This is a genomic window from Schaalia odontolytica, assembly GCF_005696695.1.
Lineage (GTDB): Bacteria > Actinomycetota > Actinomycetes > Actinomycetales > Actinomycetaceae > Pauljensenia > Pauljensenia odontolytica_C.
This window is the reverse complement of sequence record NZ_CP040006.1, coordinates 1,159,684-1,185,342: the sequence shown is the minus strand read 5'-3', so window position 1 is coordinate 1,185,342 and position 25,659 is coordinate 1,159,684. Positions and strand designations below refer to the sequence as shown.

Here is a 25,659-nt window from a genome sequence, read left to right as displayed (position 1 = left end):
GTTTACAGGCCTTTCCCGAGAAGGACGCCATCGCGCCCGTCTGTTTCGTCGAGCAGAATGGTGACGATTTCGTCGCGGGAGGTCGGCAGGTTCTTGCCGACGTAGTCCGGGCGAATCGGAAGCTCGCGGTGGCCTCGGTCGACGAGGACTGCGAGCTGAACGGCCGCCGGGCGACCGATACGAGTAAGAGCGTCGAGCGCAGCCTTGATGGTGCGTCCGGTGTACAACACGTCGTCAACGAGGACGACGGTCTTGCCGTTGATGCCAGTGCGAGGCACCAGGGTCTCTTTCGGAGCCCTCAGGGGCTGAGAGGCCAGGTCGTCGCGGTACATCGTGGTGTCGATGATTGCGAGTTCCGCGTAGGTGCCGGAGACTTCCCGAATGCGATTGACGAGACGACGCGCCAACGTTGCGCCACGAGTGGGGATGCCTGCGATGACGAGGTTATCGCTGCCGCCGTTTCGTTCGACGATCTCATAGGCGATACGGGTCAGGGAGCGTGCGACGTCGCCAACTCCCAATACTTCTTTGCCGCGCGATGCGCGATCTGCGTGCACTCCGGCCACGCTTACTCCTTCCCCGCCTCACGGGACGGTCATTAAAGGATCTGTCGTACGACCATCCTACGCTCCTCGTCAGGAGCCGGTGTGACACCTCCACGTGTGAAACACCACGTGAGTGGCGTTAGACTGCAGGAATGAGCCAGCAGTCGAAGCAGTCCACCCCCGGGCAAAGCACCGGTGTGACGCCGCTGGCGCACGACCGTCCGACGTCTGGACACCGCGTGACGCTCGACGATATCGCTCTCGCTGCCGGAACATCGATCGCGACCGTGTCGCGCGCTCTCGGGGGATCTCCGCGCGTCGCCGCCCCAACGCGCGAACGCATCGAAAAGGTGGCCGAGGAGCTCGGCTACCGGGCTAACATCGCGGCGTCGCTCCTCGCTTCGGCGCGGCCGCAGATCCTCGGCCTCGTCTGTTCCCTCAGCCAGGAACTGCATGTTCGCTACCGTGCTGAGGCCCTCCGATACGCTGAGGATCGGGGGTTTCGGGTCATTGTGGAGTCAATCGACACGTCGCGTGACGTTGACCGAGCCTGGGAGTCTGTTCTGCAGCTGCGCGCTCAAGCGGTCATTGCTGTTGACTCGACCTGTATTTCGACGCGCTTTCCGAATACTCCGACTGTCCTCATTGGTCAGCGCGCGCCTCGTCGGAACATCGATCTCGTCACGAGCTCCAACGAACGTGGTATGGGGCAAGCGATTGCTCTTCTCGCCCAACGTGGCAGCCGACGCATTGCATTCCTTGAAGGGCCTCCCGGACCCTCCGCACGAGCGCGCAAAGCGGCTTTTACGCAGGCGTGCCGCACTCATGAGGTCGATGCGCTGACTATGCCGGGCGGTGACAACGTCGACGCTGGCTTCCTCGCCGTCCGAGCGGGTGTCCCTGCGGGCGTCGATGCGCTCGTTTGCTACAACGACCAGTGCGCGCACGGAGCCATTCTTGCTCTCCTCGGGGACGGCCTCGTTCCGGGGCGCGATATGTTGGTTGTGGGCTGCGATAACTCGGCGATCGCTTCGTCGCGCGCCCTCTCTCTGACGTCGATCGACCGCGCGCCGTCGCGTGTCGCGAGCCTCGCTGTCGATCAGGCGATCGCACGAGCGCTCGGCGAGGGTGGCAGCCCGGCTCGTCAGCGTGTCGACACCGAACTCGTCGTGCGGGCGAGCACGGGATAGCCGCGCGGAACGAGCTGACGGTGAGCCCGTCCCGCGCGACCGTCCGCTCTTACTGGACCGAGGACATCAGACAGTCAACGAGCGTGGCGTGCACGTTGGGTGTACCGAGGAGAATTGATCCCTTGTAGCGCACGTCGAGCGGAGTTCCGTCCAAGCGCGTCGCGAGCGCACCGCACTCGGTGGCGATGAGCGTCGCTGCGGCAATGTCCCACGGAGAGACCCACATATGGACGAATGCTCCAGCCCGGCCGACAGCAACTTCCACGCATTCGAGCGCTGCGGAGCCGTAGCGCCGATGGCCACGGCTGTCCTGAAGTGCACGGGCAAGCCGAGGCAGCGCGAGGATCTCTTTGATGTCGGTGATGATGATGGCGTCACGATACGTTGACACATCCGTCGCCTGCGTGAGAGGAACCCCATCGACCCACGCGCCCTGGCCTCGGATCGCGTGATAGATGCGTCCGGCAACAACGTCCGCGACCACGCCAAGGATCGGAATTCCGTCCTCACACAGGGCCAACGACACCGCATAATCGCGGTGGGTTTCCACGTAGTTCATCGTGCCGTCGATCGGATCGAGGACCCAGACGAGCCCCGCGAAAGAGTCAACGGCGTGCCCCTCCTCCCCCAGCAGTGGCAAGCCTGTCGCCGAGTGAAGGTGGGACGCAATATCCGCTTCGATCGCTTTATCGACGGCTGTCACGAGATCGTTACGATTTGCTTTCGTGTGCACGTCAAGCTCAACGGGTGGGTGAAGTGCGATGTTCATCCCCCTGCGAACAGCCTCAATAGCCGCATTGAGCAGGTGCTCCACATCAACGGTCATGCTCACAATTCCTCCTTCGCTTCGCTGAATTCACGGTCAGCACGCAGGTTACGCTCCTCAAAGAACGCAACCATGATCAGGCAGGCGAGGCCAACCGCTGCGGATGCAAACAGCACGGTGAACGTCGATGACCAGCCGTGGAGGTGCCATCCGAGGATCGTCACACCGTCCTTGGTCGGGTCTGCAATGCGGCCGAGAAGAACCTTGGCCATCGAATCGCCAAAGACGTAGCCGAATGCTCGAGGTACTGCGTTGACGACCACGGTCGCGGTCTTCGGCGCAAAACCGATGACGCAGATGCCAATCAAGGTGACGGGGCCAAAGATCAGGAAGCCGATCATGAAGAGAGCTCCGTAGACGACGGGAGCCGTCGTCGCATGCGCGTAGACGAAGAGCGGGATGACCACGGCGCCCATGCCGATAGCGGCGCTGAGGGCGCGCCGACCGCCCATCTTGTCTGAGAAGTATCCCCACAGAAGAGAGCCGGCGAGGCCGCCGAGTTCCAGCGCGATGGTCGTGTTCACCGCGAGGTAGTCGGAGAAACCAAGCTCCTGACGTGTGTAGAGCACGTTCCAGTTGTCGATGCCGATGCGCACGCAGTACGCGGCGACATTAGCGATGCACAGGAACCAGACGGCAGGATTCTTGACAACGTAATCGACCAGGATCCGCCCCTTGGAGACGGAGCTTGTCACCGCATCAGCCTTCGACTCAGGTTCACCGAAGATCGCCTCTGGCGTGTTCCAACCGTGCTCCTTAGGATCGTCCTTGCCGAAGAACCAACCCCATATGCCGATCGGAATGCAGATGACGGCAGGGACGATAAACATGCCGATGACAGATCCGTTGAACAGGGTGTTCGCGCCCCAGAGAGCGAGTACGCCCGCCACCATCGCGCCAATGTTGTGCGAGGCATTCCACCAGCCGATGAAGCGACCACGCAGGGCACGGGGCGTCCATCGGTTCATCGTCGAGTTGCAGCAGGGGCCGCCGGGAGCCTGGAAAAGGCCATTGAGTGACCACAGGAGGATCATCCAGCCATAAGGGCTGTGGAACCATGCGAGCACGAGGCCGATCAGGATCGACGTGACACCCGAGGCGAGCAGGAGTGCGGAGATGACCTTCTTGGTGTTCTTGCCATCAATGAAGAATCCGAGAATGAGTCCGCCGAAGCCGTAGGTCAGCGAAAATGCGAAGCCGATCGTGCCGAGCTGAGTCGTCGTCAGCCCGACCTGTTCGACGAGGAAGGGCTGTGCGGACTTGAAGTTCGTGCGCAGCAGGTAGAAGCCGCCATACACGATGACGAGTACGGCGTACGTCTTGAGGAACTCCATGAGCCACTTTTTGCGTTGCTGCTCGAGCGTCAGGGACGTGGGTGGAGACGTACGAATATCGAAAATGCGGGATAGATGCGTCATTGCTGTCTCTCCAGTGTTGTCGGTGTACGCGGGTGATGATGGCGCCGGTGCCATCGGCGTAACGCCACCAGAATACAAACGCTTACATTCCGTGTCAAGGCTCACTTGCGCACGAAAATCGTCGGTTATGAACTGCTGTCAAACGGTGCAATGTAGGGGCATTTGGCTGGTGTTGGGGGTGATGCGTGTCAAATGCTTCTCGGCCCGCTTGTCGCTGACGTACGCCGGTGGCCGCGTGGCGGTGAATTATACCCGGTAGGGGTATCGTGCAATACCCCTACCGGGTATCACGTCTCCGATGACAATACGTAGTCCTGTTGGCGCTGCAATGAAAGGGGCAAACCCGGTAAAATTCAATGAGCGCCGACGGCGCCCCAGATACTTCTCTATAGAAAGGCCACACCATGACGATCGAACAGCTTCCCCACCCCGAGGTCCGCGGTGGCGGTTGTGGCTGCGGCGAACACGATGTTGCCGAGCCGACCATTGATGCGACTGCTATCCCCCACCGTCTGCGTCACGCGGCTGTCCTCGGCGCTGCCCAGTCGATGAACGCCGGTGAATCCTTCATCATTCGCGCTCCCCACCTGCCTCGTCCGCTGCTTGCTCAGATCGCACAGCTGCCCGGCGAGTGGACCTTCGAGGTCATCGTTGATGGTCCGGAGTTCTGGGACGTGCGAACGACTCGCCTTGCTCTCTGATAGCAGGCAGTGAAGGGGCAGGATCGGCATGATCCTGCCCCGACTCATATGCCCAAGTCCAATCGGGAACAACCGTCCCGCTCGGCTGCGCCTGTAGATGCCGCTGGCATTGAAGTAAAAGTGGGGCCGACTCCCACATGAGAGTCGGCCCCACCAGGCATGTAGAGCGAGCGCTCAGTACTCCTCGAGGAGTACGTCAAGCTCGTCTTCGACGCTGCCGCCATCCAGCGGCTTGGCACCGGCAGGCAGAGCGCGCGCGGGCGCTTCCTGTGCGGGCAGCTCATTGTCAGACGAGGACTCGGCCTCATCGGAAACGTGTGCTTCCTCTTCCTCGGAGCTGCGACGCGACCATGCGGGTGACGCAAGATCCTTGCGGATCGCGTCGAGGACCGCGTTCACGAACGACGGCGATGTGTCGGTCGAGATCGAGCGAACGATCGAGATCGCCTCGTCGATGACGATGATCGGCGATACCTCGTCGTTCTCGAGCATCTCCCACACCGCCACGCGCATGACCGCAAGGTCGACGGCGGCAATGCGATCCAGGCCGGGCACGCGAGCGTGCGCCGAGATCAACGAGTCGATGCGGCGCAGATTGTCCGCCACACCCGCGATGATCTGGATCGAGAACTCCGGGAGCGGAGTCTGAGCCGCGGTGATGACGCGGCGCTCGCGCAGGAGGTCGCGCAGCACGTCGGGGTTAGACCCCATACCGCGCTGGTCGGCCTCGTAGACAACGTCGGCCGCGCGCTTGCGGGCCTTGGTGCGCGAGGTGAAGCGGTGCTGCTTCGACATTACTCGGTCACGCGACCCGAGTACGAGCCGTCGCGGGTGTCAACCTTGACGCGGGTGCCTTCCTCCATGAAGAGGGGAACCTGGATCTCGTAGCCGGTCTCGAGGGTCGCGGGCTTGGTGCCGGCGGAAGAACGGTCGCCCTGCAGGCCGGGCTCCGTGTGCGTGATCGTCAGGACGACGGTGGCGGGCAGCTCAACGAACAGGACGGTGCCGTCGTGCTGGGAGACGATAACGTTCTGGTTCTCCACCATGAAGTTGCGGGCGTCGCCCACGGTCTCGGCGGGAACGTTGATCTGCTCGTAGGTGGACTGATCCATGAAGACGTAGTCGGTGCCGTCCTGGTACAGGTACGTCATGTCGCGACGGTCGACGGTCGCGGTCTCGATCTTCAGGCCCGCGTTGAAGGTCTTGTCGACGGTCTTGCCGGACAGGACGTTCTTGATCTTGGTGCGCACGAAGGCCGGGCCCTTGCCGGGCTTGACGTGCTGGAACTCGACAACCTGCCAGAGCTGGCCGTCGATCACCATAACCAGGCCGTTCTTCAGATCATTGGTCGTTGCCACAGGGGTACCTCACTTGAGAAGGAATCAGTAATCAGGGGTCAGTTTACACGCGCGTGCGACCAAATCCGCGACTTCTTGCGGGGTGCGGTCACTCGTATCCACTGTTGTGTCGGCCACGGAGGCGTATGCCTCGCGCGCTTGTTTCATGAGCTGGGTCAGCACGGCGCGGGGTGCACCCAGGCCGACCGAGCGCGGAGCGCCGAGGCCTTCTCGGCGTGATACCGCGGAAAGGTCGGCGCTGAGCTCGATGACGAACGCGCCGTTTGCGCGCGCCCGCTCGATCGACGAGGCAGTGGCTGGGGCGAGCGGCTGAGAGGCACCGAGCGTGACAATGCCCTCGTCGAGACCAAGGAGCCGGTCGGCTTCTTCGCGTGCTGTGGTGGCCAGGCGCGGATCGCGTCCGACCACGAGGGTGCGCATCGACGCACCCAGGCGTGCCTCGACGGCCTCGTCGACCTCGTACAGCGGCAATTCGTAGCGGCGGGAGAGCTCGCGTCCAACGGTGGTTTTGCCGGAGCCAGTCACTCCGATCAACACGATGAGGCTCATGCGCGAATGCCGATCTGAGACGCGGGGGCCGTCAGCTCCTGCGGATCGACGGAGACCGTCCCGGGGTTCGCGATGCCATCAAGCAGCACGAAGCGCAGGATTCCGCGCCGTACCTTCTTATCGGAGAGCATGATGTGGGTGAGCTCGTCGAGAGTGCTTCCCTCGTAGCGAGTCGGCAGCCCGACGCGTGAGAAAAGCAGGTCGTGCCGAGAAACATCGTCAGCGCTGAGCAGCCCTCGGGCTTGGGCCAGGCGCGCCGCGAAGCAGCAGCCGACCGCCACCGCATCGCCGTGGCGCCAGGTGTAGTCGTTCGCGCGCTCGATGGCGTGCGCGAGGGTGTGTCCGTAGTTGAGGATTTCGCGCAGGCCGCCCTCGGTGAGGTCTGCGGACACGACGCGGGCCTTGACTGCGATCGCGCGGGTGGTGATCTCAGCAAGCTGCGGGCTGTTCGATCGCAGAAGCTCGCTCGGTTCCGTATCCTCGACGATGCGCAAAATCTCCGGGTCGGCGATGAAGCCGCACTTAATGACCTCGGCGGCACCGGCCGCCAGATCGGGTGTCGGCAGGCTCTCGAGGAGATCCATATCGGCAACCACGGAGGTTGCCGGATAGAACGAACCAACGAGGTTCTTCCCAACGGACGTGTTGATGCCCGTCTTACCGCCAACGGCTGCGTCAACCATAGCGAGGAGCGTTGTCGGAACGTTGATGAGGGTGATGCCCCTCAGCCATGTGGCGGCGACGAAACCGGCCATGTCGGTGGTCGCTCCCCCGCCCATGGCGACGATCGCGTCTTTACGTCCGAGCTGGAGACGACCGCACTCGTCCCACAGGGACGCAACAACCTCGATTGACTTGCCAGCCTCGGCATCGGGGTGGTCGGCAGTTGAGGCCTCGATCCCCTGGTCACGCAGGTACTGCGCCAGGGCCTCGGCTCGGTGAGCGAGAGGACGCGCGTGAATGATGAGCGCCTTCGTCGCGGCCTCGTCGAGGGCCTCGTAGATCGGCTCGAAGCCGAGCCCGTGTCCGACAGTAATAGTCGAGGGGCGTTCTCCAGTGACGCGGATAATCGTGCTCATGCGTGCTCCAACTGCTGGGCGATGGCGGTGACGACGTCGTCGACGGGACGAGGCCCTGACTCGACGACGATGGTGGCGACGGATCGGTAGTGAGGCTCGCGCTCGGTGCGCAGGCGCGCGAGCGTCCCGGACGGGTCCTTCGCCAGCAGCGGCCGATGCGTCTTCGAGGCGGTGCGACGAACGATCTCCTCGTGGGGAGCGTCAATGTAGACGACCGTGTGCCCGGATAGGAGCTCCCGAACGGCGGGAGTCGCTGCCGCTCCCCCGCCCAGGGACACGACGGCATCGTGCGTGAGCGCATCGGCGACCGCTTCGGTCTCCATCACGCGAAAAGCCGCTTCTCCGTCGGTGGCGAAGATGTCAGCGATCGGACGGCCTTCGCGCTCAACGACGAGGGCGTCTGTATCGATGTGGTCAACGCCCATCCGCTCGGCAAGCAGGCGCCCAACCTTGGATTTGCCCGCACCGGGCAGCCCCACGAGGACGACGGGGCCCTGAGTACTCATGCGCGCTTCCCCACGACCGCGAGGTACGCCTCGAGATTCCTGCGCATCTCGCCAACAGATCGGCCGCCTGCGTGATCCGACAGAGCATCTGCGAGGACGAGAGCCACCTCGGCCTCGGCGATGACTGCGCCGGGCACGACCTGGCACGTGTCGGAGCGCTGGTGCAAGCCCACCGCTTCCTCACCCGTTGCGAGGTCAACGCTGCGCAAGGCGTGCGGAACGGTCGAGATTGGCTTGAAAGCAGCGCGTGCGACGATCGGTGCGCCGTTGGATGTGCCTCCTTCGATGCCTCCGGCGTGGTTGGAGGCGCGCGTCAGGTGACCATCCTCGCCCCGCACGATTTCGTCGTGGGCCGCGGAACCGAGCAGCGCGGCCTGCGCGAAGCCATCTCCGATCTCAACGCCCTTGACGGACTGGATCGACATGAGTGCGGCGGCCAAGCGCGCATCGAGGCGCTCGCGCGCGGTCACGTGAGTGCCCAAGCCGACTGGAACGTCGTATGCAATCACTTCGGCGACGCCGCCGATCGTGTCACCCGCCTGCTTGGCCGCATCGACGGCTGCCTCGAAGCGGGCGTTATCCTCCGGATTGAGTGTGCGCATCGAGGCCTCGCACAGTGCCGCCTCGTCCGCGGGAGTAGGCGTCGACGAGGCCGTGGCGTGCTGGGCCCCAACGGAGACGACGTGGGACACGAGACGAACGCCGGCGACCTGCTCGAGGAGGGCTTCGGCGAGGACACCGAGTGCAACGCGCGCGGCAGTCTCGCGGGCACTCGCGCGCTCGAGGACGGGGCGAGCCTCGGACAGGTCGTAGGACAGCATTCCGGGCAGGTCCGCGTGACCGGGACGGGGCCTCGTCAGTGGCCGGTTACGAGCGATCTCGCGTTCGTCTCCCGTTCCCGCGTCGATGAGAAGCTCTGACGGATCGACCGGATCGGCACTCATCACCGTCTCCCACTTGGGCCACTCGGAGTTACCAATGCGAATAGCCACTGGGGCGCCGGTTGTCACGCCGTGACGCACGCCAGCCAAGATCGACACCTCGTCGGCCTCGAACTTCTGCCGAGCGCCACGACCGTAGCCGAGGCGACGACGTGCGAGGCCACGGCGCAGGTCCTCCGTCGTCACATGCAACCCGGAGGGCAGTCCCTCGATCGTTGCGAGCAGTGCGGGTCCGTGTGATTCACCGGCGGTCATCCATCTCAGCATGCTTCCCAGTGTCCCACAAGCGACAAGCCTTGTGCGAAACGGCTCTCACGAGCTGAACGGTCACGACTGAGGCGCTTGGTCCCCGTTCGTCGCAGTACCAGGTTCCGTACCGAGAATATCGATGACGACGCACAGAGTGTCGTCACCGGCAGCCAAGTCCGGAGGGATAGTGATGGCCAGTCGTGACCCCACTTTCTGGTCAACGAGCGCCGTCGCGAGACCCTTCATCGCCGTCCCCAAGTTGATGACCTCGGGCACGCCGGTCTCCCACGTGGACACGCGCACGGTACCGTCGGTCCAGCCGAGAACCGTGAACTGCGCGACGACCCGGTCGCCTTCGTGGACCTGCACCCCGTCGCCCTTGATAAGGGTCTGGGTCGTGACGCCGCCAGGAAGCGTGTCAATATGGCTGATGATCGGCCCCTCCGGGCTCATCTCAACGCTCATCGGACCGACGCTCGCGTCGACCGAGGTACCGGTTGCGATCGACGGCAGGATATCGACGACGTCGACTTCGATGGTATTCGGCGACCCGTCACCCATCGTAATGGAACGGAACGCGAGTACTCGTGTACCCTCGCGCTTGCCAGTGACCAGACGTGAAAGGTCCTCATTGATCTGGCCGGAGCCGACGACGCCGAGGCTCATCTGAGGGCGGCCGGACTCCGAGAGCATGCGTCCGCTGGTTCCGTCGAAGGCGGTGACAGAGACGAGGACGGGTGAGCCTTCAGTGATCTCACGACCGCTGCCTTCCTCGAGCACGCGTGCTTTGAAACCGTCGATCTCCAGCGGGGCCTTGATCTCGATCGTCGGTGTCGCACCGACGCGCCCGGAGACGGTCACTCGGTCGAACAGAGCGAGGGCCGGCGACTGGGTAGCGGATTCGGGCGCGCTCGCTTCATCTGCGGCGGGGCGGGGGTGGAACGCCCACCAGGCAAGGCCTCCTCCCGCGGCGATGAGAACCACCGCGAGAACAACGCGCAGGAAGATAGATGCACGGGAGATGCCACGGGAGCGCTGTGCACGCGCAGCGGCGCGCTGAGAGGACCCGCGCGCGCGGCTGACGGCGCGGGAATCAGGTGACGACGACTCGGGGCTCATGCGGGAATCGTAGGAGACTGAGAGTCGATCTGCGCGATGAGCGCGTCAACACGCGGGTCGGTGGTGGCTAACGGATCCTGCAAGGACAACGGAATCGTCGACGATTCATCGAGACGCACGTGCACCCAGTCGACGCTCAGGTCTGCGCGGGCGTCCTCGGCGGCTGCGATGATACGTCCGCGCAGGTGAGCGCGGGTTGTCGCAGGTGCAATCGTCTGCGCGCGACGGACACCTTCGACGGTGGTGAGGCGACGCATGAGTCCCGCGCGTTCCATTCGCTCCCACAGGCCATCAGCGGTGATATCGGAGTACGAAAGCTCGAGTCGAGCCACGCGCGGATCAGCGAGGCTCGCCCCACTGCGCGCGCAGTACGACGTGAGAAGCTTGTGCTTGATCGCGATGTCAAGCTCGGTGTCAATGCTGCTCCAGTCGCCGCTGGCGATGGCATCGATGCCCCTGCCCCACAGGTCGACGACGTAGGCGCGCATCGGATCCAGCTCCGCGACGGGAATACGGGCCAGTACGCGCTCACGGATCTCTCGTTGCAGCGCGACGGCGCTCGTCGTGCGACCGTTGGCAAGCTCGAGGGGTGCCGAGCCGGACAGATCCGAGTTGACCTCCCGAATCGCCCGCATCGGATCAGCAAGAGCCAGGTCTTCGATCTGCAGACCGTCTTCGATCGCGTGGATGAGGAGCTCGGTCATACCGACCTTTAGCGCGGTAGTCGGCTCGGCGACGTTCGTGTCGCCGACGATGACGTGCATGCGTCGATATGCGCCAGAATCAGCCAAGGCCTCGTCGCGCGTGTTGATGATTGGACGCGAGCGCGTGGTCGCGGAGGACACGGCGTCCCACATCTGATCGGCGCGCTGGGAGAACTGGAGGCGCGGCGTCGCCGCAGCGGTGTTGATCCAGCCGTTACCGACGAGAATCTGGCGCGTGACGAAGAATGCGACGAGCGCATCGGCGACCTGACGGAAGTCGCGGCGCCGATGGAGAAGATAGTTTTCGTGGCAGCCGTAGGAGTTACCCTGTGAGTCCAGGTTGTTGCGAAACAGGTGCAGGTGCAGGTCCGAGCCGAGCTCGGAAAGGGCCTCGTCTGCCTGAACCGCCAGATCAGCAAGCATGGCGGCGCCGGCGCGATCCTGCTCGAGCAAATCCTCAAGACGATCGCACTCGGCAGTCGCGTACTCGGGATGAGCGCCCACGTCAAGGTAGAGGCGCCCGCCGTTACGTAGGAACAGGTTCGAGGAGCGCCCCTGATGCAGGAGTGGCTCGAACAGCTGGCGAGCGGCGTGCTCGGCATCCATCGGGGCGCCCCCGCTCGGGGACGCGGCCGTGAGCCCGTACTCCGTTTCGATGCCGAAAACTCGACGCCTCACGTCACTGGCCGCCCTTCTGGACGAAGCCCTGGACGAACGCCTCGGCGTTGGTTTCGAGAACGGAATCGATCTCGTCGAGGAGGGAGTCGATCGACGAGGTGCGCGCCTGAACCTGGCCGGCCGCCTCGAACGCCTCATCTTCGGGGGTCGGGCCGCCTGCGAAAATCTGATTCGACATTATTGTTCTTCTTTCTGTCGTTCTTTATCGAGTGGAGGTATCGCGCGCGTCGGCGATCGGGAATCGGACGAGGTCACCCTCGCCCGGGTCAAGGACAAGCGAGGACCATGACGCTTTCACGAGGTCGGGTCGATTGGCCACCGCCCATCCACGCACGTGAGCGCGAGTGTTCGTGGGTGCCACGTCTGCGGCGCGCTCGACCTCCTCATCGGAGACAAGGCGCGTGACCATGCCAGCCTTCGCGAGTCGATAGACGAGGCCGTGGCTGGGACGCAGGTCCGCCCACTGCAGGTCGATGGCAGCCAGACGCGGATCGTTCCATTCGAGCCCGGCGCGTTCCTTCTGTCTCTTGACGAGTTGGTACTTGCCCACCCATTCGACTTCGGTGGCCACCGAGAAGAGGTCGGCGCGCATGCGATCAAGCACTGACTGCCACAGGGTGAGGATCTCCTGATCGGCCTGCGTGGGTGTCGTTCCCGTCTCTTCAAAGGTGTCGAGAACCAGATCCAAGTAGACCTGCTGGAGCTCTGCCGCCGTGTAGGCGCCGCCCGCGGTCGTTACCTTGTAGTCGAGGTCGGGATGATGCGACACGTTCCAGGTCTCCTGCACGGGATCGTCCATGACGATCGAATCCCAGCGCAGGTCCGTGCCCTGCTCGATTGCCCACAGGACGAGCGACGTGGTGCCAAAACGTAGGAAGGCCGAGACGTCGAACATGTTGCCGTCGCCGCCGATGACGTGGAGTCGGCGGAACTGAGCCGGATTCGCGTGCGGCTCGTCGCGCGTGTTGATAATCGGGCGGTTGAAGGTGGTCTCCAGTCCGACTTCGTTCTCCACAAAGTCGGCGCGCTGGGACATCTGGAAGCCCGGCACCTCGCTCTTTTGCCCCCGTCCCACGCGACCGGCACCGCAGATGACGGGGCGCGTCACCATGAAGGGCGTGAGTCCTCGCACGATCGCATCGAGGTCCGTGATGCGGGGCATCTGGTAGTTCTCGTGGGTGCCGTAGGCAGCGCCCTTGCCGTCGGTGTTGTTCTTGACGAGGACGATAGGTTCTTCACCCAGCTCCTCCAGGCGTGCCATGACGCGCTGGGCGATCACCTCGCCGGCGCGGTCCCACAGGAGCGCATCGCGCGCACCGATCGTTTCGGGCGCGGAGTACTCGGGGTGCGCGTGATCGACGTACAGGCGTGCGCCATTCGTGAGGACGGCGGTCGTCGCCGCCGGAAGGGCGAGTTCTTCGGGGGTCGGCCGAGCGACGCGCTCCGAGCCACCAGATGGAGCGAGGTGGTACGGATCGTCAGTGAGCAACGACGGGTCTGCCGCAGCACGGGACATGCGCATACCGCGCAGGTCGTTGAGCGGGTCCTCCCCCGTGTAGTCCCACCGGACGACGCCGGCACCCTGGGCCGGCGTGCCCGCGCGGCTGATCTCGCCGTACGTGGTGACGACCTTCGTCGACAGGGCGATCGGGTTTGCCCACGTGTCTCCGGGACGGTACACCCCGTACTCGGTCTCGGTTCCGATAATGCGTTCGCTACTCATTTCACTGTTCCAATCGGCTTCACGCTGACGATTTCAGGAGCCAGTCCGCTCGTACGAGCCCAGTCCTCCGGCGAGGAGGTGGCCGCGAGTTCGAGGGACTCGTTCATCTCCTCGTGCACCCCGCGCAGCAGATGATTCATGCTCAGCCCGGAAGAGGCGCCCGTCAGCGCGTCCTTGATTGCGTACTTCTTTGCGCGTTCGACGATGCCGGCAATGAGAGCGCCGGACACAAGGTCAGACAGGTAGATGCGCTTGTGGTCGCCGTTCACCAGGGTTGCGAGGAAGAGCGCCGTCGTCTCATTGCGCGCGTAGAGCGCGTCGACTGCACGTTCTCTCATGCCCGCCACAGCCTCGTTAATGCCGCCGAAACGCTCGATTTCCGAGGCATGGATCGGCACCTGGGGCGTTAGATACTTCGAGAAGATGTCGAGGGCGCCCGCGCGGTCGGGGCGATCCACGCGGATGCGCACGTCGAGGCGCCCCGGGCGCAACACGGCCGGGTCGATCATGTCCGCGCGGTTGGAGGCGCCGATGATCACGACGTTGTCGAGGGATTCGACGCCATCCATCTCGGCGAGCAGCTGCGGAACGATCATCGTTTCGACGTCTGAGGAAACGCCCGTGCCACGCGTGCGGAACAGGGCCTCCATCTCGTCGAAGAAGATGACAACGGGGGTGTCGCCGGCTGCGAGGGTTCGCGCACGAGCGAAAATGGCGCGAATCTGGCGCTCGGTTTCACCGACGAATTTGTTGAGCAGTTCGGGGCCCTTGATCGACAGGAAGAACGTCGAGGCTCCTCCGCGCTTCGACAGCGAGTTGGCAACGGCCTTCGCGATCAGGGTCTTGCCCGAGCCGGGAGGCCCGTACAGAAGAATGCCCTTGGGCGGACGCAGGCCAAACTGGCGGTACAGCTCAGGATGGTTGAAGGGCATCTCGATCGAGTCGCGCACCTGCGCGATCTGATCGTCGAGACCACCGATGTCCTCGTACGTGACGTCGGGAACCTCGGGGGTGAGCAGCTGCTCGACATCCTCGCGTACGATGCGCTCAAACGCGATGCCCGAGCGGGCGTCCACGACGAGAGAATCGCCGGGGCGCAGGTTTCCGTGGCGCAGAGGGCCGGCCAGCTCGAGGAGGGTCTCCGCTCCGCCTTCCGTCGCCACGAGCACGCGGTCGGCGCCGACGAGCTCGAGCACGGACACGACCTGCCCGCTGCGTGGGAAGTCATCCGCTGCCACGGCGATCATCGTGTCGTCGAGACGCACCCACTGCCCGTACGACAGGTCAGTGACATCGAGCTTCGGGGTGACGGCAACGCGCATGCGTTTACCGCCCGTGACGACCTCGATTTGACGGGACGCGGGAAACGCCCGCACGAACGTCGCCAGAGTCTGCGGAGGACGCGACACGTCCGCCAGCTCACCCTGGAGCCGAATCAACTCGGTGCGCGCAGTCGTCAGCGCGGTGGTGAGGCGGCCGTTCTTTTCCTCCAGAGATATCAGGCGCCGTTCGAGAGCCTGACGGGCTTCGACCTCACTCATCAGCTGCTGCCTCACGTCCCTCCGACGCCCACGTGTCGGCCTGCGCGACGACGTCGCGGCGGACCTTGCGAACCTTCTTCTCGGAGTTCACACGCTGACCGACCTTCTCCAGCGACCAGTCCTGCTCGTCGTCCCACGCGCCGCCCTGGCCTTCAGCTGCCTTCGCCGGACGCGTTGCACGTTCCTGCGGCGTGACGCCAGGCGCGAGGAGGCGGGTGACCACGAGGAAACCGGTGTGAGCCACCATGCGATGCTCAGGGCGCACCGCCAGGCCGTCGAGGTGCCACTCGCGGCGCATGTCCTCCCAGGCGATCGGGTCTGTGAAACGCTCGGAGGCGCGAAGATCCTCAACGAGACGTGACATCTGCGTGACGGTCGCGACGTAGCACACGAGCACGCCGCCCGGAATCAGTGCATGGGTGATGGCCTCGATGTTCTCCCAGGGAGCAAGCATGTCGAGCACGATCCGGTCGACGCTGCCCTCTTCGGCCGACCACAGTACCTCGTCGACGTCACCGACGCGCAGGTCCCATGCGGGATGGCGGCGGCCAAACCACAGGTCGACGTTGGCGGCCGCGATGTCAGCAAAGTCCTGGCGGCGCTCCACAGAGATAAGGCGACCCTGCGGGCCAACGGCATCAAGGAGAGCCATCGACAGCGCACCGGAACCCGCGCCGGCCTCGACGACGGTCGCGCCGGGGAAGATATCGCCCATGTGGGTGATGACCCCTGCATCCTTGGGATAGACGACTGCGGCGCCGCGGGGCATCGACATCACATAGTCGACCTGCAGGGGCCGCAGGATCTGGAACTGGCGGCCCTCCTCCGTGACAATCACCTGGCCGTCGGGACGGCCAATGACGTCGTTATGGTTGAATCCGCCGCGGTTGGATTGGAAACGACCACCGCTCACGAGAATCACCTGGTGGAAGCGTCCCTTGGGGTCGCGAACCTGCACGCGATCGCCCTCGGAAAGGACGCCTCGGCGGGTGGGCTGGCCAAAATCATTGGCCGACATTGAAGTATTACGCTGAATAGTCATTACGTAAAGGATAGCGCTTGCCACCAGCTGCGCCCATGGCAGGACACAGATGAGGGCGGGAGGGGTTAGCGTGGTATTCATGACAGACCTGATCACCCCTTCGGCGGCCGAGCGCACGTGGGAGCCCGCACTCTCGGCTTCGCGAGCGAAGGAATACGAGCGCTGCCCCCTGCAGTACCGTCTTCACGTCCTGGACGGATACCGTGAACCGGAAACGCGCGCGAAGGCCCTGGGCACAATCGTGCACGCGGTGCTGGAACATCTTTTCGCTCTGCCCGCGCAGCAGCGTACACCTGAGGCCGCGCGCAGCCAGGTAGGACCCCAATACGAGGCCTTGGCATCGAAGAACCCGGAGGTTCCCGCGTTGTTCAGCGACGATGCGGACCGTGACGCGTGGCTCGATGAGGCACGTGCGGTCATCGATGGGTACTTTGCGATCGAGCAGCCTCAGTGGATTGCGCCCGCAGCGCTCGAGCAGCGCGTGACGACGACGACCTCGGGCGGCGTGCGGCTCCTCGGTTTCATCGACCGTGTGGACCGTGCCCCCGACGGACGGCTTCGGGTCGTGGACTACAAGACCGGGAAGGCTCCCGGCCCGCGCTACGTCGACGAGGCCCTGTACCAGCTGCGTTTCTACGCCCTACTTCTCGCGCGCACTCAGGTGCTGCCCTCTCGCATGCAGCTCGTCTATCTGAAGGCCGGCCAGGTCATCACCTTTGATCCCGAAGCGGGTGACATCGCGAATTTTGAGCGTCACATTGACCAGCTCTGGGACTCGATTGCACGCGACATTGAGAACGACTCCTTTGCGCCGCGCAAGAATCCCCTGTGCAACTGGTGCGGGGTGCGTGCGCTCTGCCCGGTGTTCGGCGGAACCACTCCCCCGCTGCCCGAGCAACATGCACGGTGGCTGTTGCGGACTCGGCTAGGCTAGATGCATGGACTTGAAGCAATGCGGCCGCACCGGGCTCTACCTGTCGGCCATTGGTATCGGCACGCTCACCTGGGGGCGCGACACTGACGGCCCCGAAGCGCTCGACATGCTGCGCCGTTTCGTCGACGCGGGCGGCAATCTCGTGGAATGTTCCGCGTCCCATGGTGACGGCATGGCGGTGGACATCCTGTCCGAAGCCATCGCAGCTGTTGGTCGGCACCGCGTGGCAGTCGCGTGGCGCGGAGGCGTACGCCGGGCCTCCGAAGGCGCGTGGGTGAGCGCTGCGGGGCGCGGCGATCTGCTGCGCAGTCTCGATGATGCCCTCGCACGGTTGGACACCGACTACGTGGACGTGTGGATGGTGGAGCCTCGCCCGGAGGTCCCACTGGAGGAGACTCTTGAAGCTGCGACCGCAGCGTATCGCTCTGGCCGTGCGCGCTACGTGGGGCTGTCGCGGGCAACGCATTGGCAGCTTGCCGAGGCCGTAACACGCGGCGTGCTCGGAGCGAGCGCTCCGATCTCGGTGGTCGAGTTCCCCTTCTCCCTCGCGGATACCTCGCGGGCGGCGACGGTCGCTGAGCTGAGTGAACACGGGGTCGGCGTCATTGCCGCGTCCGCACTAGCTGGCGGTGCTCTGACGGGCAAGTATCGCCACTCGACGCCCGCAGACTCACGCGCCGCTTCGCCGCATCTTCGCCATCTGGTGGAGGGTCACTTGACGGGCTCGGCGCGCGGCGTCATTGAGGCTGCCACGCGTGCAGGCGCGGGACTGGAGCGCTCAACGGGTGACGTGGCACTTGCGTGGGTGCGCGATTATCCGGGTGTCACCAGTGCCCTCGTCGGTCCGCGCACGCTGCGCCAGTTGGAGACGCTGCTCGACTACACGGAGCCGTTGCCGGCGCCCATTCGGCAGGTTCTTTCCGAGGTAGCTCAGTAAGGCGCGCTTCACGCGATTGACGTCGCTGATCACGTTAAGATGGGTGGGGTCCGAACCAAGCGGTTCGGACCCCACCCATCTTGAACAAGCTGATGATCGAATCAGTCGTCGACCTCAATGAAGTCGTCTTCTTCCTCATCGTCATCGTCTTCATCGGAATCGTCGAAATCATCGTCGTCTTCCTCGGAGTCATCGAGAATGTCGAACGGCAATTCCACGCCCAGCTGAGTGAAAAGAATGTCGTCGTAGGTGAAGAACGCGTCGCGCAGCGCAAGCTCAGCTGCTTCGAGCGCGGCGTCGTCGGCCTCGTCTCCATCGCGGGCGATGTCGAAGTGGTTTTCGAAAGCGTTGAGCAGGCGCGTCAGCGCGCGGCGGGCATCTCCAGTCATGACAGTCATTCTACCGTGAGACGGGGCACTTTATCAGGGAAGGTTGAGCTGCGAACGAATAACGGACACCATCAGATCGGTTCCCTTGATCTCGGCGGTCTGCTCCGCGCCGAGAATGCGGGTCTGCCCGTCCGCATCAAGCAGCTGCGACGCACCCATGTTCGGGCCGAGGGGCAGAATCACCCACTCCTTCGTCGGCTGGTAGATGGCGTCGGGCTTCTCCCCTTCGATCTGGGCGGTGATGTTCGCGATGACGACGCGGGCCTGCTGACGCGCGGCGTCGGCACGCTTCGATTCACGCACATCGGTGAGGTCACCGACGGCGTAGACGTTCGGGTGATCCGCGACCTGCATGGTGCCATCGACACGGATGGTGCCGTTCGGGTTCATGACGGACTCGTAGTCGCTGCCGATCAGGAAGCCGGTGTTGGCGCGGGCACCGTAGCACTGGAACCACAGATCGGCCTCGATGACCTCCCCGTTCTTGGTTTCGACCATGAAGTGACCGAGGTCGCCGACATTCTGCGGGGGCAGGTAAGCGAGCTCAGAGCCGGTCACGACGCGCACGCCGAGGGTGCTCAGCTGCTCACTGATCTCGTTGCGCAGCGCGTCGGTGTAGCCGGGCGTACCCAGGATCTGATCGGAGGCCTCGACGATCGTGATGTCCAGGCCGGGGAAAGCATTGGCGAGTTCGCCGGTCAGCTCGATGCCGACGGTGCCACCGCCGACGATCATCACCGAGCGGGCGCGGCCGAGGTTCTCGTGCAGCTGCTCGAGGCGAGCCTTCGCCACGGACGAGCGGTAAGAGGAGTACTTCGCCGGGAAAGGATAGGTCGATCCGGTCGCGAAGACGACGTAGTCGGCCTCGATCGGGTCGTGGCCGAAGACATGAACGGTCGTGCCGTCGACACGCGACACTGTGCCACGGACGACCTCGCCGCGGTGCAGCAGGTTCGTGTAGGGCATGAAGATCGCGTGTTCCCATACGGTGTCGACCGCGGCACGCAGCGCGGCTGCGTGATGGACGAACTGGTCCTTCTGTTCGATGAGGACAACGTCTGCGATGGGGTCCAGCCCCTTTGCTACCGTGACGCCTCCGTAACCTCCGCCGATGACTGCGACGCGTGCCATGTCTTTCCTCCTTATGAGTGGACCGCGTCTATTGTGTCACCTGGCGGGCACGAATGCGCGTGCTAGGGACCTTAGTCCGCGTCGTTGGCGCTCTCCTCGGTCTCCAGGCCGAGGCCGCGCGCAACATTCGGCGGGAAGAAGTTGGGGCCTTTGAGAACCTTTCCATCTTCGCGGAGCTTGACGGAGCCGTCAGGCATAAGCTTCGACAGGTTCGACGCCTGCACTTCGGCGAGCACCGAATCCAGATCCATGCCCGACTCGATCGCCATCCCGAAAATGACGTACACGAGGTCTGCAAGGGCATCCGCAGCCTCAATAACATCGCGCTCTCCATCGTCGGCAGCAACGGCCTCAGCGGTTGCTTCCTCGATGATGGCGCGGGCGCGCTTGCCGTAGACCGCTCCCACGAGTTCGGCGAATTCTTCGGCGATCAGGCTCATGCGCAGGTCCAAGCGATCGTAGGAGAGCGTCGGATCGTTGAAGGATCGGATCGGCACCGAGTATGTGCGATGGAACTCCATGACGAGATCCATCGGGCTGGGTGCCCCCTGCGTGTTCGAGGTGGGGGTGTTCTTCTCGCTCATGCGTGATCCTTTCGAGACTGTTCCCAGGCCGTAGCCAGGATGTTCGTAAATGCGGTGATCGTTTGATGTCCGTCGACGAGGAACTGCGCGTCGAAGACGTACGTTGGGACGGCGGTGACACCCATGTGCATCGCCATCTGGAAGTCTGAATACACGCGGGACGCCCATTCTTCGTCGCCCACAGCGAGAGCAGCAAGCTCCGGCGGCATTCCGATGTCTTGGGCACACCCGATGAGAACCTCGGGGTGGGAGATGTCCAGCCCCATTTCGAAGTGGGCGCGCATAATGGCCTCGGCGACTTTCAGTTGCAGAGAGGATGGACCTGCCACCGTATCGGCATCAATATCCGCATCGTGCGCGGCCGCGATGACACGGTGTGCGCGCGACGTCGGAGCGATGATGAGGTTATCGAAGTCGAAGCGAATCCCCTCGCGCGCGCCGAGCGCCTGCATGCGCTCGTCGGATTCGTGCACCTCTTCGAGCGTTGCAGCGCCGGATTCCACGAGAGCAACGACGCGGGGCTTGTCCACGGGGGCGTCGAGTTCCGGGTCAAGAAGGAAAGCGTGCAGGTAGACCTCAACCTTGTCACGATGCTCGAAATCCTCGAGGGCTGCGCGCAGGTGTCGCAGCCCGAGATAGCTCCACGGGTCGCAGGTGTCGAGCCACATGTCGATACGCACGGTGCCTCCTCACGATTGATATGGAAAACCCCGGAGCCTTTCGGCCCCGGGGCATTTCGTGCGCGGAGGGGGACTTGAACCCCCACCCTCGTAAAATGAGGACTAGCACCTCAAGCTAGCGCGTCTGCCTATTCCGCCACCCGCGCAGGTGAGCGATGCGAACCGTTGCGATCCGCAAGCGAGTAGAAGCTTAACACGATGTGGGCGATATGCGCCAATCGAAACTAGGAGTCCTTTTCGCCGTCGCGCAGGCGCGAGTCGAGAGTGGCGAAAACCTTGGCAATTGAGTCGATATCGGCGTCCGTCATGCCATCCAGGAGGTACTCGCTGACCGTCTGCTGATGCAGCTCTGTGGCAGCAAGCACAGTTTCGATCCCCTGGGTCGTCAGGCACGCGTCGTAGCCGCGGCGATCGACCGCGGAGGGAACGCGTTCCACCCATCCATCGCGCGACAGATTCGAAACGAGGTAGGTGACGCGCGACGGCGAATAAACGACGCGGTCGGCCAGCTCGCCCATGCGCAGACGATGGCCAGGCGCCTCCCAAAGGGCCAGGAGAATGTTGTAGTCGGGCATGGAAACCCCGTAGGTGCGCTTGAGGCGCGTCTCGAGAATGCCCTGTAGGCGCCCGGACGCCTCGAAGAAGACTCGCCATGCGGCAGCGCGCGCACTATTGGCCTGAACGATCGGCGTCAGTCGTGCTCGTGATTCCATGTCTCCCTCCTCGTGGTCGTGTCGGATGCTTCTCTCGGGATAATAGGGCATAGTGACTAAGAAAGCACCAACAACGCGGGGGAGCCACGTGTCTTTATCCATTTCTGTTGTCCTTTTTGACGTCGACGGAACGATTGTTGATTCCGCTCCTGCCGTCATGAGTGCATTTCGTGGCGCACTGTCAGACTACGATTTGCCGATCCCCGACGATCAGCGGCTTCGCACCTATGTCGGCCCGCCGCTGTGGTACTCCTTCGGCGACCTGGGTTACAAGGGTGATCTCCTAGCCAACCTCGTGAGCGGCTACCGTTCGCGATATCAAGCTCACTTTCTTGATCCCGAGCCCTTCCCCGGGGTCATTGATCTGCTTCACGAACTTCATGATGCGGGCGTTCCGTTGGCGACCGCGACGTCGAAACAGGCCCCGATGGCTCTCGCTCAGATGGAGCATCTCGGCCTGTCCTGCATTTTTGACGTGATTGCTGGCGCTACACCCGACCCGGCATCGAGCAAAGCAACAGTCATTCACGAGGCCTTGACGCGCTTGGAGGCCCGCGGCGCCGACATCTCCCGCCCCGTCATCGTCGGGGACTCGATCTGGGATGTGCGCGGCGCCAAGGAGGCTGGCATTCCAGTGATCGGCGTTGGGTGGGGCTACGCGACTGAGGACGGCCTTGACGACGCGGATGCCGTGTGCGACACGGTCGATGACCTGCGCACATACCTCCTAGATGGCGTGGCACAGCATGCGCGAAGCGCTGGTTAGCGAAAGTCTCTGGAACGCACGTCGATGGGCAGGTCGACGGGGGCGATCTGGAAGGCTTGCACGTTAATCGCGCCGTCACCCCATTCGAGCGTCCCGCGAACGAGGAGCGCATTCGACTCCAGGCACACGCGTCGAAATTTCTTCCATGCACCCACCGAGACAGAGACGTTGACGAAACCCGTCTCGTCTTCAAGGGAGAGGAACGTGATCCCCCCGCCCGTGTGCGGGCGCTGTCGATGGGTGACGACTCCGGCGATGTCGGCGATGCGTCCGGCCAGGTGCTGGCCTAGTTCGCCAGCTCGGAGGACGCTAGCGGGCAGCGATCCGCGGACGTAGCTGAAAGGGTGGAGCCCCGGGGTCAGCCCCGTCGAAGCGACATCCGAGCGCATGCGTTCCACCTCCGATAACGAAGGCAGCTCGGGTACGCGGGACCCCACCTCCGTTCCCGGAAGAAACGGCTGCCATTGACCGCCCCGACCCTGTGGCTGCGCGAGCGCCCCCGCAGCCCATGCACCCTCACGCCGCCCGACCCCCAGACACTCGAGGGCGCCGGCCATCGCGAGCTTTTCCATGGCGGAGGCGCTCACGTGGGCGCGCCGCGCAAGGTCTGCCTGACTCGTAAATGCTCCCTGACGCCTGGTTTCGACGATGCGCTCGGCGACCGCACCCAGGCCTCGTACCTGAGAGAGCCCGATACGCACCGCAAGCTCGCGATCGACATCGAGGGCAACGGTGCCGCGCGAGGGCAAAGCCTCCGTGCGCCCCGGGTTGTAGGACTCCCCCGTCTCATTTTCGCCCACGCGCTGCACGCTTGCGTCGACGAGTGAATCGTTGACCGATGGACCCGCCACGCGCACCCCGTGCCTGCGGGCGTCCTGCACGAGGGTCGCGGGCGAATAGAAGCCCATTGGCTGGGAGGCCAGGATCGCGGCATAAAAGTGCTCGGGAGCGTGCACTTTCAGCCAGGAGGATGCGTACACGATGTGCGCGAACGAAAATGAATGAGACTCCGGGAATCCGAAGTCTGCAAAGCCCTTGAGCTGTTCAAAGATACGCTCGCGCGTGGGCGCATCGATCCCTCGTTCCTCCATGCCCGCCATGAGGTCCCCTTTCAGGGCTTCCATGCGCTCCGGGCTGCGCTTGGCGCCCATCGCGCGGCGCAGCTGATCGGCGCGCGCCCCCGACAAGCCCGCCGCGTCCGTCGCGATGCGCATGAGCTGCTCCTGAAAGAGGGGAACCCCGAGCGTCTGGCGCAGGGCGGGTTCAAGGAGTGGGTGCAGATAGGTGACCTTCTCGCGTCCCGACCGACGCCGCAGATAGGGATTAACTGAGCGCCCCTGGATCGGCCCCGGTCGGATCAGAGCAACCTCCACAACAATGTCATAGAAGCAGCGCGGTTTGAGCCTAGGAAGCGTGTTCATCTGCGCGCGCGACTCCACCTGGAAGACGCCCACCGTGTCGGCCGCGCACAGCAAGTCATAGACCCTCGGATCCTCCTCCGGCAGGGTGTGCAGGCCTAGGGGCTGGCCCTCGCGTCCTCGCACTACTCGAGGCGCCCAGCCGCGCAGCTGATTCGAGGCCTCCCCCGCACGCACATCACCTGCCTGGAGCTCGTCGAAGGCGACGCGCAACGCTGTCAGCATGCCGAGCGATAGCAGGTCGAACTTCACGAGGCCGGCATCCGCGCAGTCCTCCTTATCCCACTGGAGAACCGTACGTCCCGGCATCGCGGCCCACCCAACCGGGCAGATGCGCGATACCGGCTGATCAGTGAGCACCATGCCACCCGAGTGGATCCCCATGTGCCGGGGTAGGCGCGCAAGCGCCTGGGCCGCATCCCCAACGAGGGGTGGCACTTCTCCCCTGCCTTGGGACCAGGCTGTGGCCGTACCAGCGGGGTAGCCGAGGGCGCGCGCGACGTCGCGGATCGCTGAGCGCGGGCGGTACGTGATAACGTTCGCGACCTGGGCCGCGCAATCCCTCCCAAACGTGTCGTAGACGTACTGGATGACCTCTTCTCGACGACACGCCTCGATATCGACGTCGATATCCGGTGGTCCCGAGCGCGCATCGGATAAAAATCGCTCGAACAGCAGGTTGTGGCGCACCGCGTCCACCGCTGTGATTCCCAGGCAATAGCACACCGCCGAGTTGGCTGCGCTCCCCCTGCCCTGGCAGAGGATCCCGTTTCGGGCGCAAAAGTCGACGATCTCCTTGACGATGAGGAAGTAGCCCGCAAATCCGAGGCGCTCGATGACCCCCAGTTCATGCTCGATCGTCTCCCATGCCCGGGGGTGGTGCGCGCGTGATCCATAGCGCACGCGCGCGCCCTCGTAGGTGCAGTGCGCGAGCCAGCTGTCCGGGGTGTGCCCGTCGGGGACCTGGGTACGTGGCAGGCGCGGGGCGACGAGACGCAGGTCGAAAGCGCACGCGGCTGCGACCTCGCACGTGTTGTCGAGTGCCTGCGGGTGTGATCCGTGCAGTCGCGCCATCTCCGCGGGCGAACGCAGGAAAGAGCGGTGTGCGCCCAGATGAGCCTCCGCCTCGTCCAAGGACGATCCCAAGCGGGTTGCTGTCAAAATGTCGCCGAGCGCCTGCTTCGAGGGTGAGGACATGCGCGCTCCGCTCGTCGCCACCAGGTGAGTTCCGCTCGCGCGCGCAAGCTCCGCGAGCACGTCTCCGACCTCGTCCTCATCCCCACGCGCAGCCTGCCACTCGACGAGCACATGGTCGCGACCGAACGCGTCCACGAGCCCATCCAGGACTCGGCGTGCGGACGCCGATCCCCCGGCTCGCAGCGCGCGCATGAGCGGACCCCGCCTACCGCCAGTGAGGACGACGAGCTCCCCTCCGACCTCGCTCAGATTGACGAGGTCGTGGCGTGGATTGCGCTGCCCAGGTTCGGACAGTGCTCGATCGCTCATCGCTCCCACGAGATGCGCGTAACCGTTGGGGCTGGCCGCCAAAATAGGAAGGCGCATCCCCGGATCTTCAGCTCCGGGAGCGAGTCCCCACCCCGGTGCAGATGTGCCCGGAACGATACCTCTCAGAGCATCCGGTGCGAGCGTGAGCTCAGCGCCGTACACGATCGGCAGGCCGGCCGCGCGGGCTGCCATCGTCGTCTGAACGGTTGAGTACATGCCGTCGACGTCGAGAATCGCGAGGGCATCGAGCCCCAGGCGCGCAGCTTCCTCCACCATACGCGCGGGCTCGTCGGTCCCATCCAGGAAGGTGAAGGCGCTGTGCGCATGCAGTTCTGCGTAGCGTCGTTCCGTGGTCACACAGCCATTATATAGAACATATGTTCGATAGTGGTGATGGTGGGGATGTACGTTGGTGCGTACAGTGAGGACGAA

At 64.1% G+C, this 25,659-nt stretch carries 26 protein-coding genes and 1 tRNA gene; 5 read left to right on the top strand and 22 right to left on the bottom strand.

Translation table 11 applies throughout. The annotated features are described in order from the left end of the window. Positions 1 to 2 precede the first annotated feature (2 nt). Positions 3 to 566: a bifunctional pyr operon transcriptional regulator/uracil phosphoribosyltransferase PyrR gene (gene pyrR / locus FBF35_RS05230; protein WP_060567276.1), complete on the bottom strand. Its 564-nt coding sequence runs from the start codon at positions 564 to 566 to the stop codon at positions 3 to 5. Between the two features lie 131 nt (positions 567 to 697). On the opposite strand from pyrR, the gene FBF35_RS05225 reads away from it, so the two are divergent. Further along, on the top strand, positions 698 to 1,735 hold the full coding sequence (locus tag FBF35_RS05225; protein WP_060567275.1) for a LacI family DNA-binding transcriptional regulator: 1,038 nt from the start codon (positions 698 to 700) through the stop codon (positions 1,733 to 1,735). A 49-nt stretch (positions 1,736 to 1,784) separates the two neighbouring features. On the opposite strand, the gene FBF35_RS05220 is transcribed toward FBF35_RS05225, so the two are convergent. Both FBF35_RS05220 and uhpT read right to left on the bottom strand, forming a co-directional pair. Further along, a complete protein-coding gene (locus tag FBF35_RS05220; RefSeq protein WP_060567274.1) occupies positions 1,785 to 2,561 on the bottom strand; it encodes an inositol monophosphatase family protein in 777 nt (258 codons plus the stop codon). Positions 2,562 to 2,563: 2 nt separating this feature from the next. After that, positions 2,564 to 3,979: a hexose-6-phosphate:phosphate antiporter gene (gene uhpT, locus FBF35_RS05215; RefSeq protein WP_060567273.1), complete on the bottom strand. Its 1,416-nt coding sequence runs from the start codon at positions 3,977 to 3,979 to the stop codon at positions 2,564 to 2,566. Positions 3,980 to 4,383: 404 nt separating this feature from the next. Here uhpT and FBF35_RS05210 point away from each other — a divergent pair, with 404 nt between their 5' ends. Continuing rightward, positions 4,384 to 4,680: a DUF2249 domain-containing protein gene (locus tag FBF35_RS05210; protein ID WP_060567272.1), complete on the top strand. Its 297-nt coding sequence runs from the start codon at positions 4,384 to 4,386 to the stop codon at positions 4,678 to 4,680. A 174-nt stretch (positions 4,681 to 4,854) separates the two neighbouring features. Here FBF35_RS05210 and nusB read toward each other — a convergent pair whose 3' ends face one another. The 12 genes from nusB to FBF35_RS05150 are packed head-to-tail and all read right to left on the bottom strand — an operon-like array spanning position 4,855 to position 16,169. Next, positions 4,855 to 5,475, bottom strand: coding sequence for a transcription antitermination factor NusB (nusB, locus tag FBF35_RS05205; protein ID WP_060567271.1), 621 nt, complete (start codon positions 5,473 to 5,475; stop codon positions 4,855 to 4,857). Next, positions 5,475 to 6,038, bottom strand: coding sequence for an elongation factor P (gene efp / locus FBF35_RS05200; RefSeq protein ID WP_007589238.1), 564 nt, complete (start codon positions 6,036 to 6,038; stop codon positions 5,475 to 5,477). Before efp ends, nusB begins: the two co-directional genes overlap by 1 nt. 24 nt (positions 6,039 to 6,062) lie before the next feature. After that, a complete protein-coding gene (locus tag FBF35_RS05195) occupies positions 6,063 to 6,587 on the bottom strand; it encodes a shikimate kinase (RefSeq protein ID WP_060567270.1) in 525 nt (174 codons plus the stop codon). Then, a complete protein-coding gene (gene aroB, locus FBF35_RS05190) occupies positions 6,584 to 7,666 on the bottom strand; it encodes a 3-dehydroquinate synthase (protein WP_060567269.1) in 1,083 nt (360 codons plus the stop codon). The genes FBF35_RS05195 and aroB overlap by 4 nt, the downstream gene beginning before the upstream one ends. Then, complete coding sequence (locus FBF35_RS05185) at positions 7,663 to 8,172, bottom strand: shikimate kinase (protein ID WP_060567268.1); 510 nt, start codon at positions 8,170 to 8,172, stop codon at positions 7,663 to 7,665. Before FBF35_RS05185 ends, aroB begins: the two co-directional genes overlap by 4 nt. Next, entirely contained in the window at positions 8,169 to 9,380 is a 1,212-nt protein-coding gene (gene aroC / locus FBF35_RS05180; protein ID WP_060567267.1) for a chorismate synthase, read from the bottom strand. Before aroC ends, FBF35_RS05185 begins: the two co-directional genes overlap by 4 nt. A gap of 60 nt (positions 9,381 to 9,440) precedes the next feature. Beyond that, positions 9,441 to 10,481: an FKBP-type peptidyl-prolyl cis-trans isomerase gene (locus FBF35_RS05175; protein WP_060567266.1), complete on the bottom strand. Its 1,041-nt coding sequence runs from the start codon at positions 10,479 to 10,481 to the stop codon at positions 9,441 to 9,443. Then, complete coding sequence (gene pafA / locus FBF35_RS05170) at positions 10,478 to 11,863, bottom strand: Pup--protein ligase (protein ID WP_060567265.1); 1,386 nt, start codon at positions 11,861 to 11,863, stop codon at positions 10,478 to 10,480. The genes FBF35_RS05175 and pafA overlap by 4 nt, the downstream gene beginning before the upstream one ends. A gap of 1 nt (position 11,864) precedes the next feature. Then, a complete protein-coding gene (locus tag FBF35_RS05165) occupies positions 11,865 to 12,041 on the bottom strand; it encodes a ubiquitin-like protein Pup (RefSeq protein ID WP_060567264.1) in 177 nt (58 codons plus the stop codon). Positions 12,042 to 12,065: 24 nt separating this feature from the next. Continuing rightward, positions 12,066 to 13,586 (bottom strand): depupylase/deamidase Dop, encoded by a 1,521-nt coding sequence (gene dop, locus FBF35_RS05160; protein WP_060567263.1) that lies wholly within the window; start codon positions 13,584 to 13,586, stop codon positions 12,066 to 12,068. After that, on the bottom strand, positions 13,583 to 15,127 hold the full coding sequence (gene arc, locus FBF35_RS05155) for a proteasome ATPase (protein WP_060567262.1): 1,545 nt from the start codon (positions 15,125 to 15,127) through the stop codon (positions 13,583 to 13,585). The genes dop and arc overlap by 4 nt, the downstream gene beginning before the upstream one ends. Continuing rightward, entirely contained in the window at positions 15,120 to 16,169 is a 1,050-nt protein-coding gene (locus FBF35_RS05150) for a tRNA (adenine-N1)-methyltransferase (protein ID WP_060567261.1), read from the bottom strand. Before FBF35_RS05150 ends, arc begins: the two co-directional genes overlap by 8 nt. Before the next feature lie 79 nt (positions 16,170 to 16,248). Here FBF35_RS05150 and FBF35_RS05145 point away from each other — a divergent pair, with 79 nt between their 5' ends. Next, positions 16,249 to 17,103, top strand: a complete 855-nt coding sequence (locus tag FBF35_RS05145) for a RecB family exonuclease (protein ID WP_060567260.1) — start codon at positions 16,249 to 16,251, stop codon at positions 17,101 to 17,103. 4 nt (positions 17,104 to 17,107) lie between these two features. Continuing rightward, the gene (locus FBF35_RS05140; RefSeq protein ID WP_060567259.1) at positions 17,108 to 18,040 is read left to right on the top strand and encodes an aldo/keto reductase; all 933 of its coding nucleotides are present in this window, start codon (positions 17,108 to 17,110) and stop codon (positions 18,038 to 18,040) included. A gap of 101 nt (positions 18,041 to 18,141) precedes the next feature. Here the strand turns inward: FBF35_RS05140 and FBF35_RS10480 are convergent, their stop codons facing one another. From FBF35_RS10480 to FBF35_RS05115, 6 genes are all read right to left on the bottom strand, one after another. After that, the gene (locus FBF35_RS10480) at positions 18,142 to 18,429 is read right to left on the bottom strand and encodes a hypothetical protein (RefSeq protein WP_060567258.1); all 288 of its coding nucleotides are present in this window, start codon (positions 18,427 to 18,429) and stop codon (positions 18,142 to 18,144) included. Positions 18,430 to 18,462: 33 nt separating this feature from the next. After that, a complete protein-coding gene (locus FBF35_RS05135; protein ID WP_060567257.1) occupies positions 18,463 to 19,560 on the bottom strand; it encodes an NAD(P)/FAD-dependent oxidoreductase in 1,098 nt (365 codons plus the stop codon). A gap of 71 nt (positions 19,561 to 19,631) precedes the next feature. Further along, positions 19,632 to 20,144, bottom strand: coding sequence for a nucleoside triphosphate pyrophosphohydrolase family protein (locus tag FBF35_RS05130; RefSeq protein ID WP_060567256.1), 513 nt, complete (start codon positions 20,142 to 20,144; stop codon positions 19,632 to 19,634). Beyond that, complete coding sequence (locus tag FBF35_RS05125; RefSeq protein WP_060567523.1) at positions 20,141 to 20,812, bottom strand: DsbA family protein; 672 nt, start codon at positions 20,810 to 20,812, stop codon at positions 20,141 to 20,143. The genes FBF35_RS05130 and FBF35_RS05125 overlap by 4 nt, the downstream gene beginning before the upstream one ends. 71 nt (positions 20,813 to 20,883) lie before the next feature. Further along, positions 20,884 to 20,970: transfer RNA gene (locus FBF35_RS05120), tRNA-Leu, on the bottom strand. A 78-nt stretch (positions 20,971 to 21,048) separates the two neighbouring features. Further along, a complete protein-coding gene (locus tag FBF35_RS05115; RefSeq protein ID WP_187348979.1) occupies positions 21,049 to 21,537 on the bottom strand; it encodes a MarR family winged helix-turn-helix transcriptional regulator in 489 nt (162 codons plus the stop codon). 88 nt (positions 21,538 to 21,625) lie between these two features. Here FBF35_RS05115 and FBF35_RS05110 point away from each other — a divergent pair, with 88 nt between their 5' ends. Continuing rightward, positions 21,626 to 22,303, top strand: coding sequence for an HAD family hydrolase (locus FBF35_RS05110; protein WP_187348978.1), 678 nt, complete (start codon positions 21,626 to 21,628; stop codon positions 22,301 to 22,303). Here the strand turns inward: FBF35_RS05110 and FBF35_RS05105 are convergent. Further along, positions 22,300 to 25,584, bottom strand: a complete 3,285-nt coding sequence (locus FBF35_RS05105; protein WP_060567253.1) for an error-prone DNA polymerase — start codon at positions 25,582 to 25,584, stop codon at positions 22,300 to 22,302. The two genes, FBF35_RS05110 and FBF35_RS05105, sit on opposite strands and share 4 nt — an antisense overlap. Positions 25,585 to 25,659 lie beyond the last annotated feature (75 nt).

What these genes read in the sequence shown, in the direction of transcription:
- FBF35_RS05225 (WP_060567275.1), top strand. Translation starts at nt 698, where the DNA reads ATGAGCCAGCAGTCGAAGCAGTCCACCCCCGGGCAAAGCACCGGTGTG.
- FBF35_RS05220 (WP_060567274.1), bottom strand. Translation starts at nt 2,561, where the DNA reads ATGACCGTTGATGTGGAGCACCTGCTCAATGCGGCTATTGAGGCTGTT.
- uhpT (WP_060567273.1), bottom strand. Translation starts at nt 3,979, where the DNA reads ATGACGCATCTATCCCGCATTTTCGATATTCGTACGTCTCCACCCACG.
- FBF35_RS05210 (WP_060567272.1), top strand. Translation starts at nt 4,384, where the DNA reads ATGACGATCGAACAGCTTCCCCACCCCGAGGTCCGCGGTGGCGGTTGT.
- nusB (WP_060567271.1), bottom strand. Translation starts at nt 5,475, where the DNA reads ATGTCGAAGCAGCACCGCTTCACCTCGCGCACCAAGGCCCGCAAGCGC.
- FBF35_RS05195 (WP_060567270.1), bottom strand. Translation starts at nt 6,587, where the DNA reads ATGAGCCTCATCGTGTTGATCGGAGTGACTGGCTCCGGCAAAACCACC.
- aroB (WP_060567269.1), bottom strand. Translation starts at nt 7,666, where the DNA reads ATGAGCACGATTATCCGCGTCACTGGAGAACGCCCCTCGACTATTACT.
- FBF35_RS05185 (WP_060567268.1), bottom strand. Translation starts at nt 8,172, where the DNA reads ATGAGTACTCAGGGCCCCGTCGTCCTCGTGGGGCTGCCCGGTGCGGGC.
- aroC (WP_060567267.1), bottom strand. Translation starts at nt 9,380, where the DNA reads ATGCTGAGATGGATGACCGCCGGTGAATCACACGGACCCGCACTGCTC.
- FBF35_RS05175 (WP_060567266.1), bottom strand. Translation starts at nt 10,481, where the DNA reads ATGAGCCCCGAGTCGTCGTCACCTGATTCCCGCGCCGTCAGCCGCGCG.
- FBF35_RS05165 (WP_060567264.1), bottom strand. Translation starts at nt 12,041, where the DNA reads ATGTCGAATCAGATTTTCGCAGGCGGCCCGACCCCCGAAGATGAGGCG.
- dop (WP_060567263.1), bottom strand. Translation starts at nt 13,586, where the DNA reads ATGAGTAGCGAACGCATTATCGGAACCGAGACCGAGTACGGGGTGTAC.
- arc (WP_060567262.1), bottom strand. Translation starts at nt 15,127, where the DNA reads ATGAGTGAGGTCGAAGCCCGTCAGGCTCTCGAACGGCGCCTGATATCT.
- FBF35_RS05150 (WP_060567261.1), bottom strand. Translation starts at nt 16,169, where the DNA reads ATGACTATTCAGCGTAATACTTCAATGTCGGCCAATGATTTTGGCCAG.
- FBF35_RS05145 (WP_060567260.1), top strand. Translation starts at nt 16,249, where the DNA reads ATGACAGACCTGATCACCCCTTCGGCGGCCGAGCGCACGTGGGAGCCC.
- FBF35_RS05140 (WP_060567259.1), top strand. Translation starts at nt 17,108, where the DNA reads ATGGACTTGAAGCAATGCGGCCGCACCGGGCTCTACCTGTCGGCCATT.
- FBF35_RS10480 (WP_060567258.1), bottom strand. Translation starts at nt 18,429, where the DNA reads ATGACTGGAGATGCCCGCCGCGCGCTGACGCGCCTGCTCAACGCTTTC.
- FBF35_RS05135 (WP_060567257.1), bottom strand. Translation starts at nt 19,560, where the DNA reads ATGGCACGCGTCGCAGTCATCGGCGGAGGTTACGGAGGCGTCACGGTA.
- FBF35_RS05130 (WP_060567256.1), bottom strand. Translation starts at nt 20,144, where the DNA reads ATGAGCGAGAAGAACACCCCCACCTCGAACACGCAGGGGGCACCCAGC.
- FBF35_RS05125 (WP_060567523.1), bottom strand. Translation starts at nt 20,812, where the DNA reads ATGTGGCTCGACACCTGCGACCCGTGGAGCTATCTCGGGCTGCGACAC.
- FBF35_RS05115 (WP_187348979.1), bottom strand. Translation starts at nt 21,537, where the DNA reads ATGGAATCACGAGCACGACTGACGCCGATCGTTCAGGCCAATAGTGCG.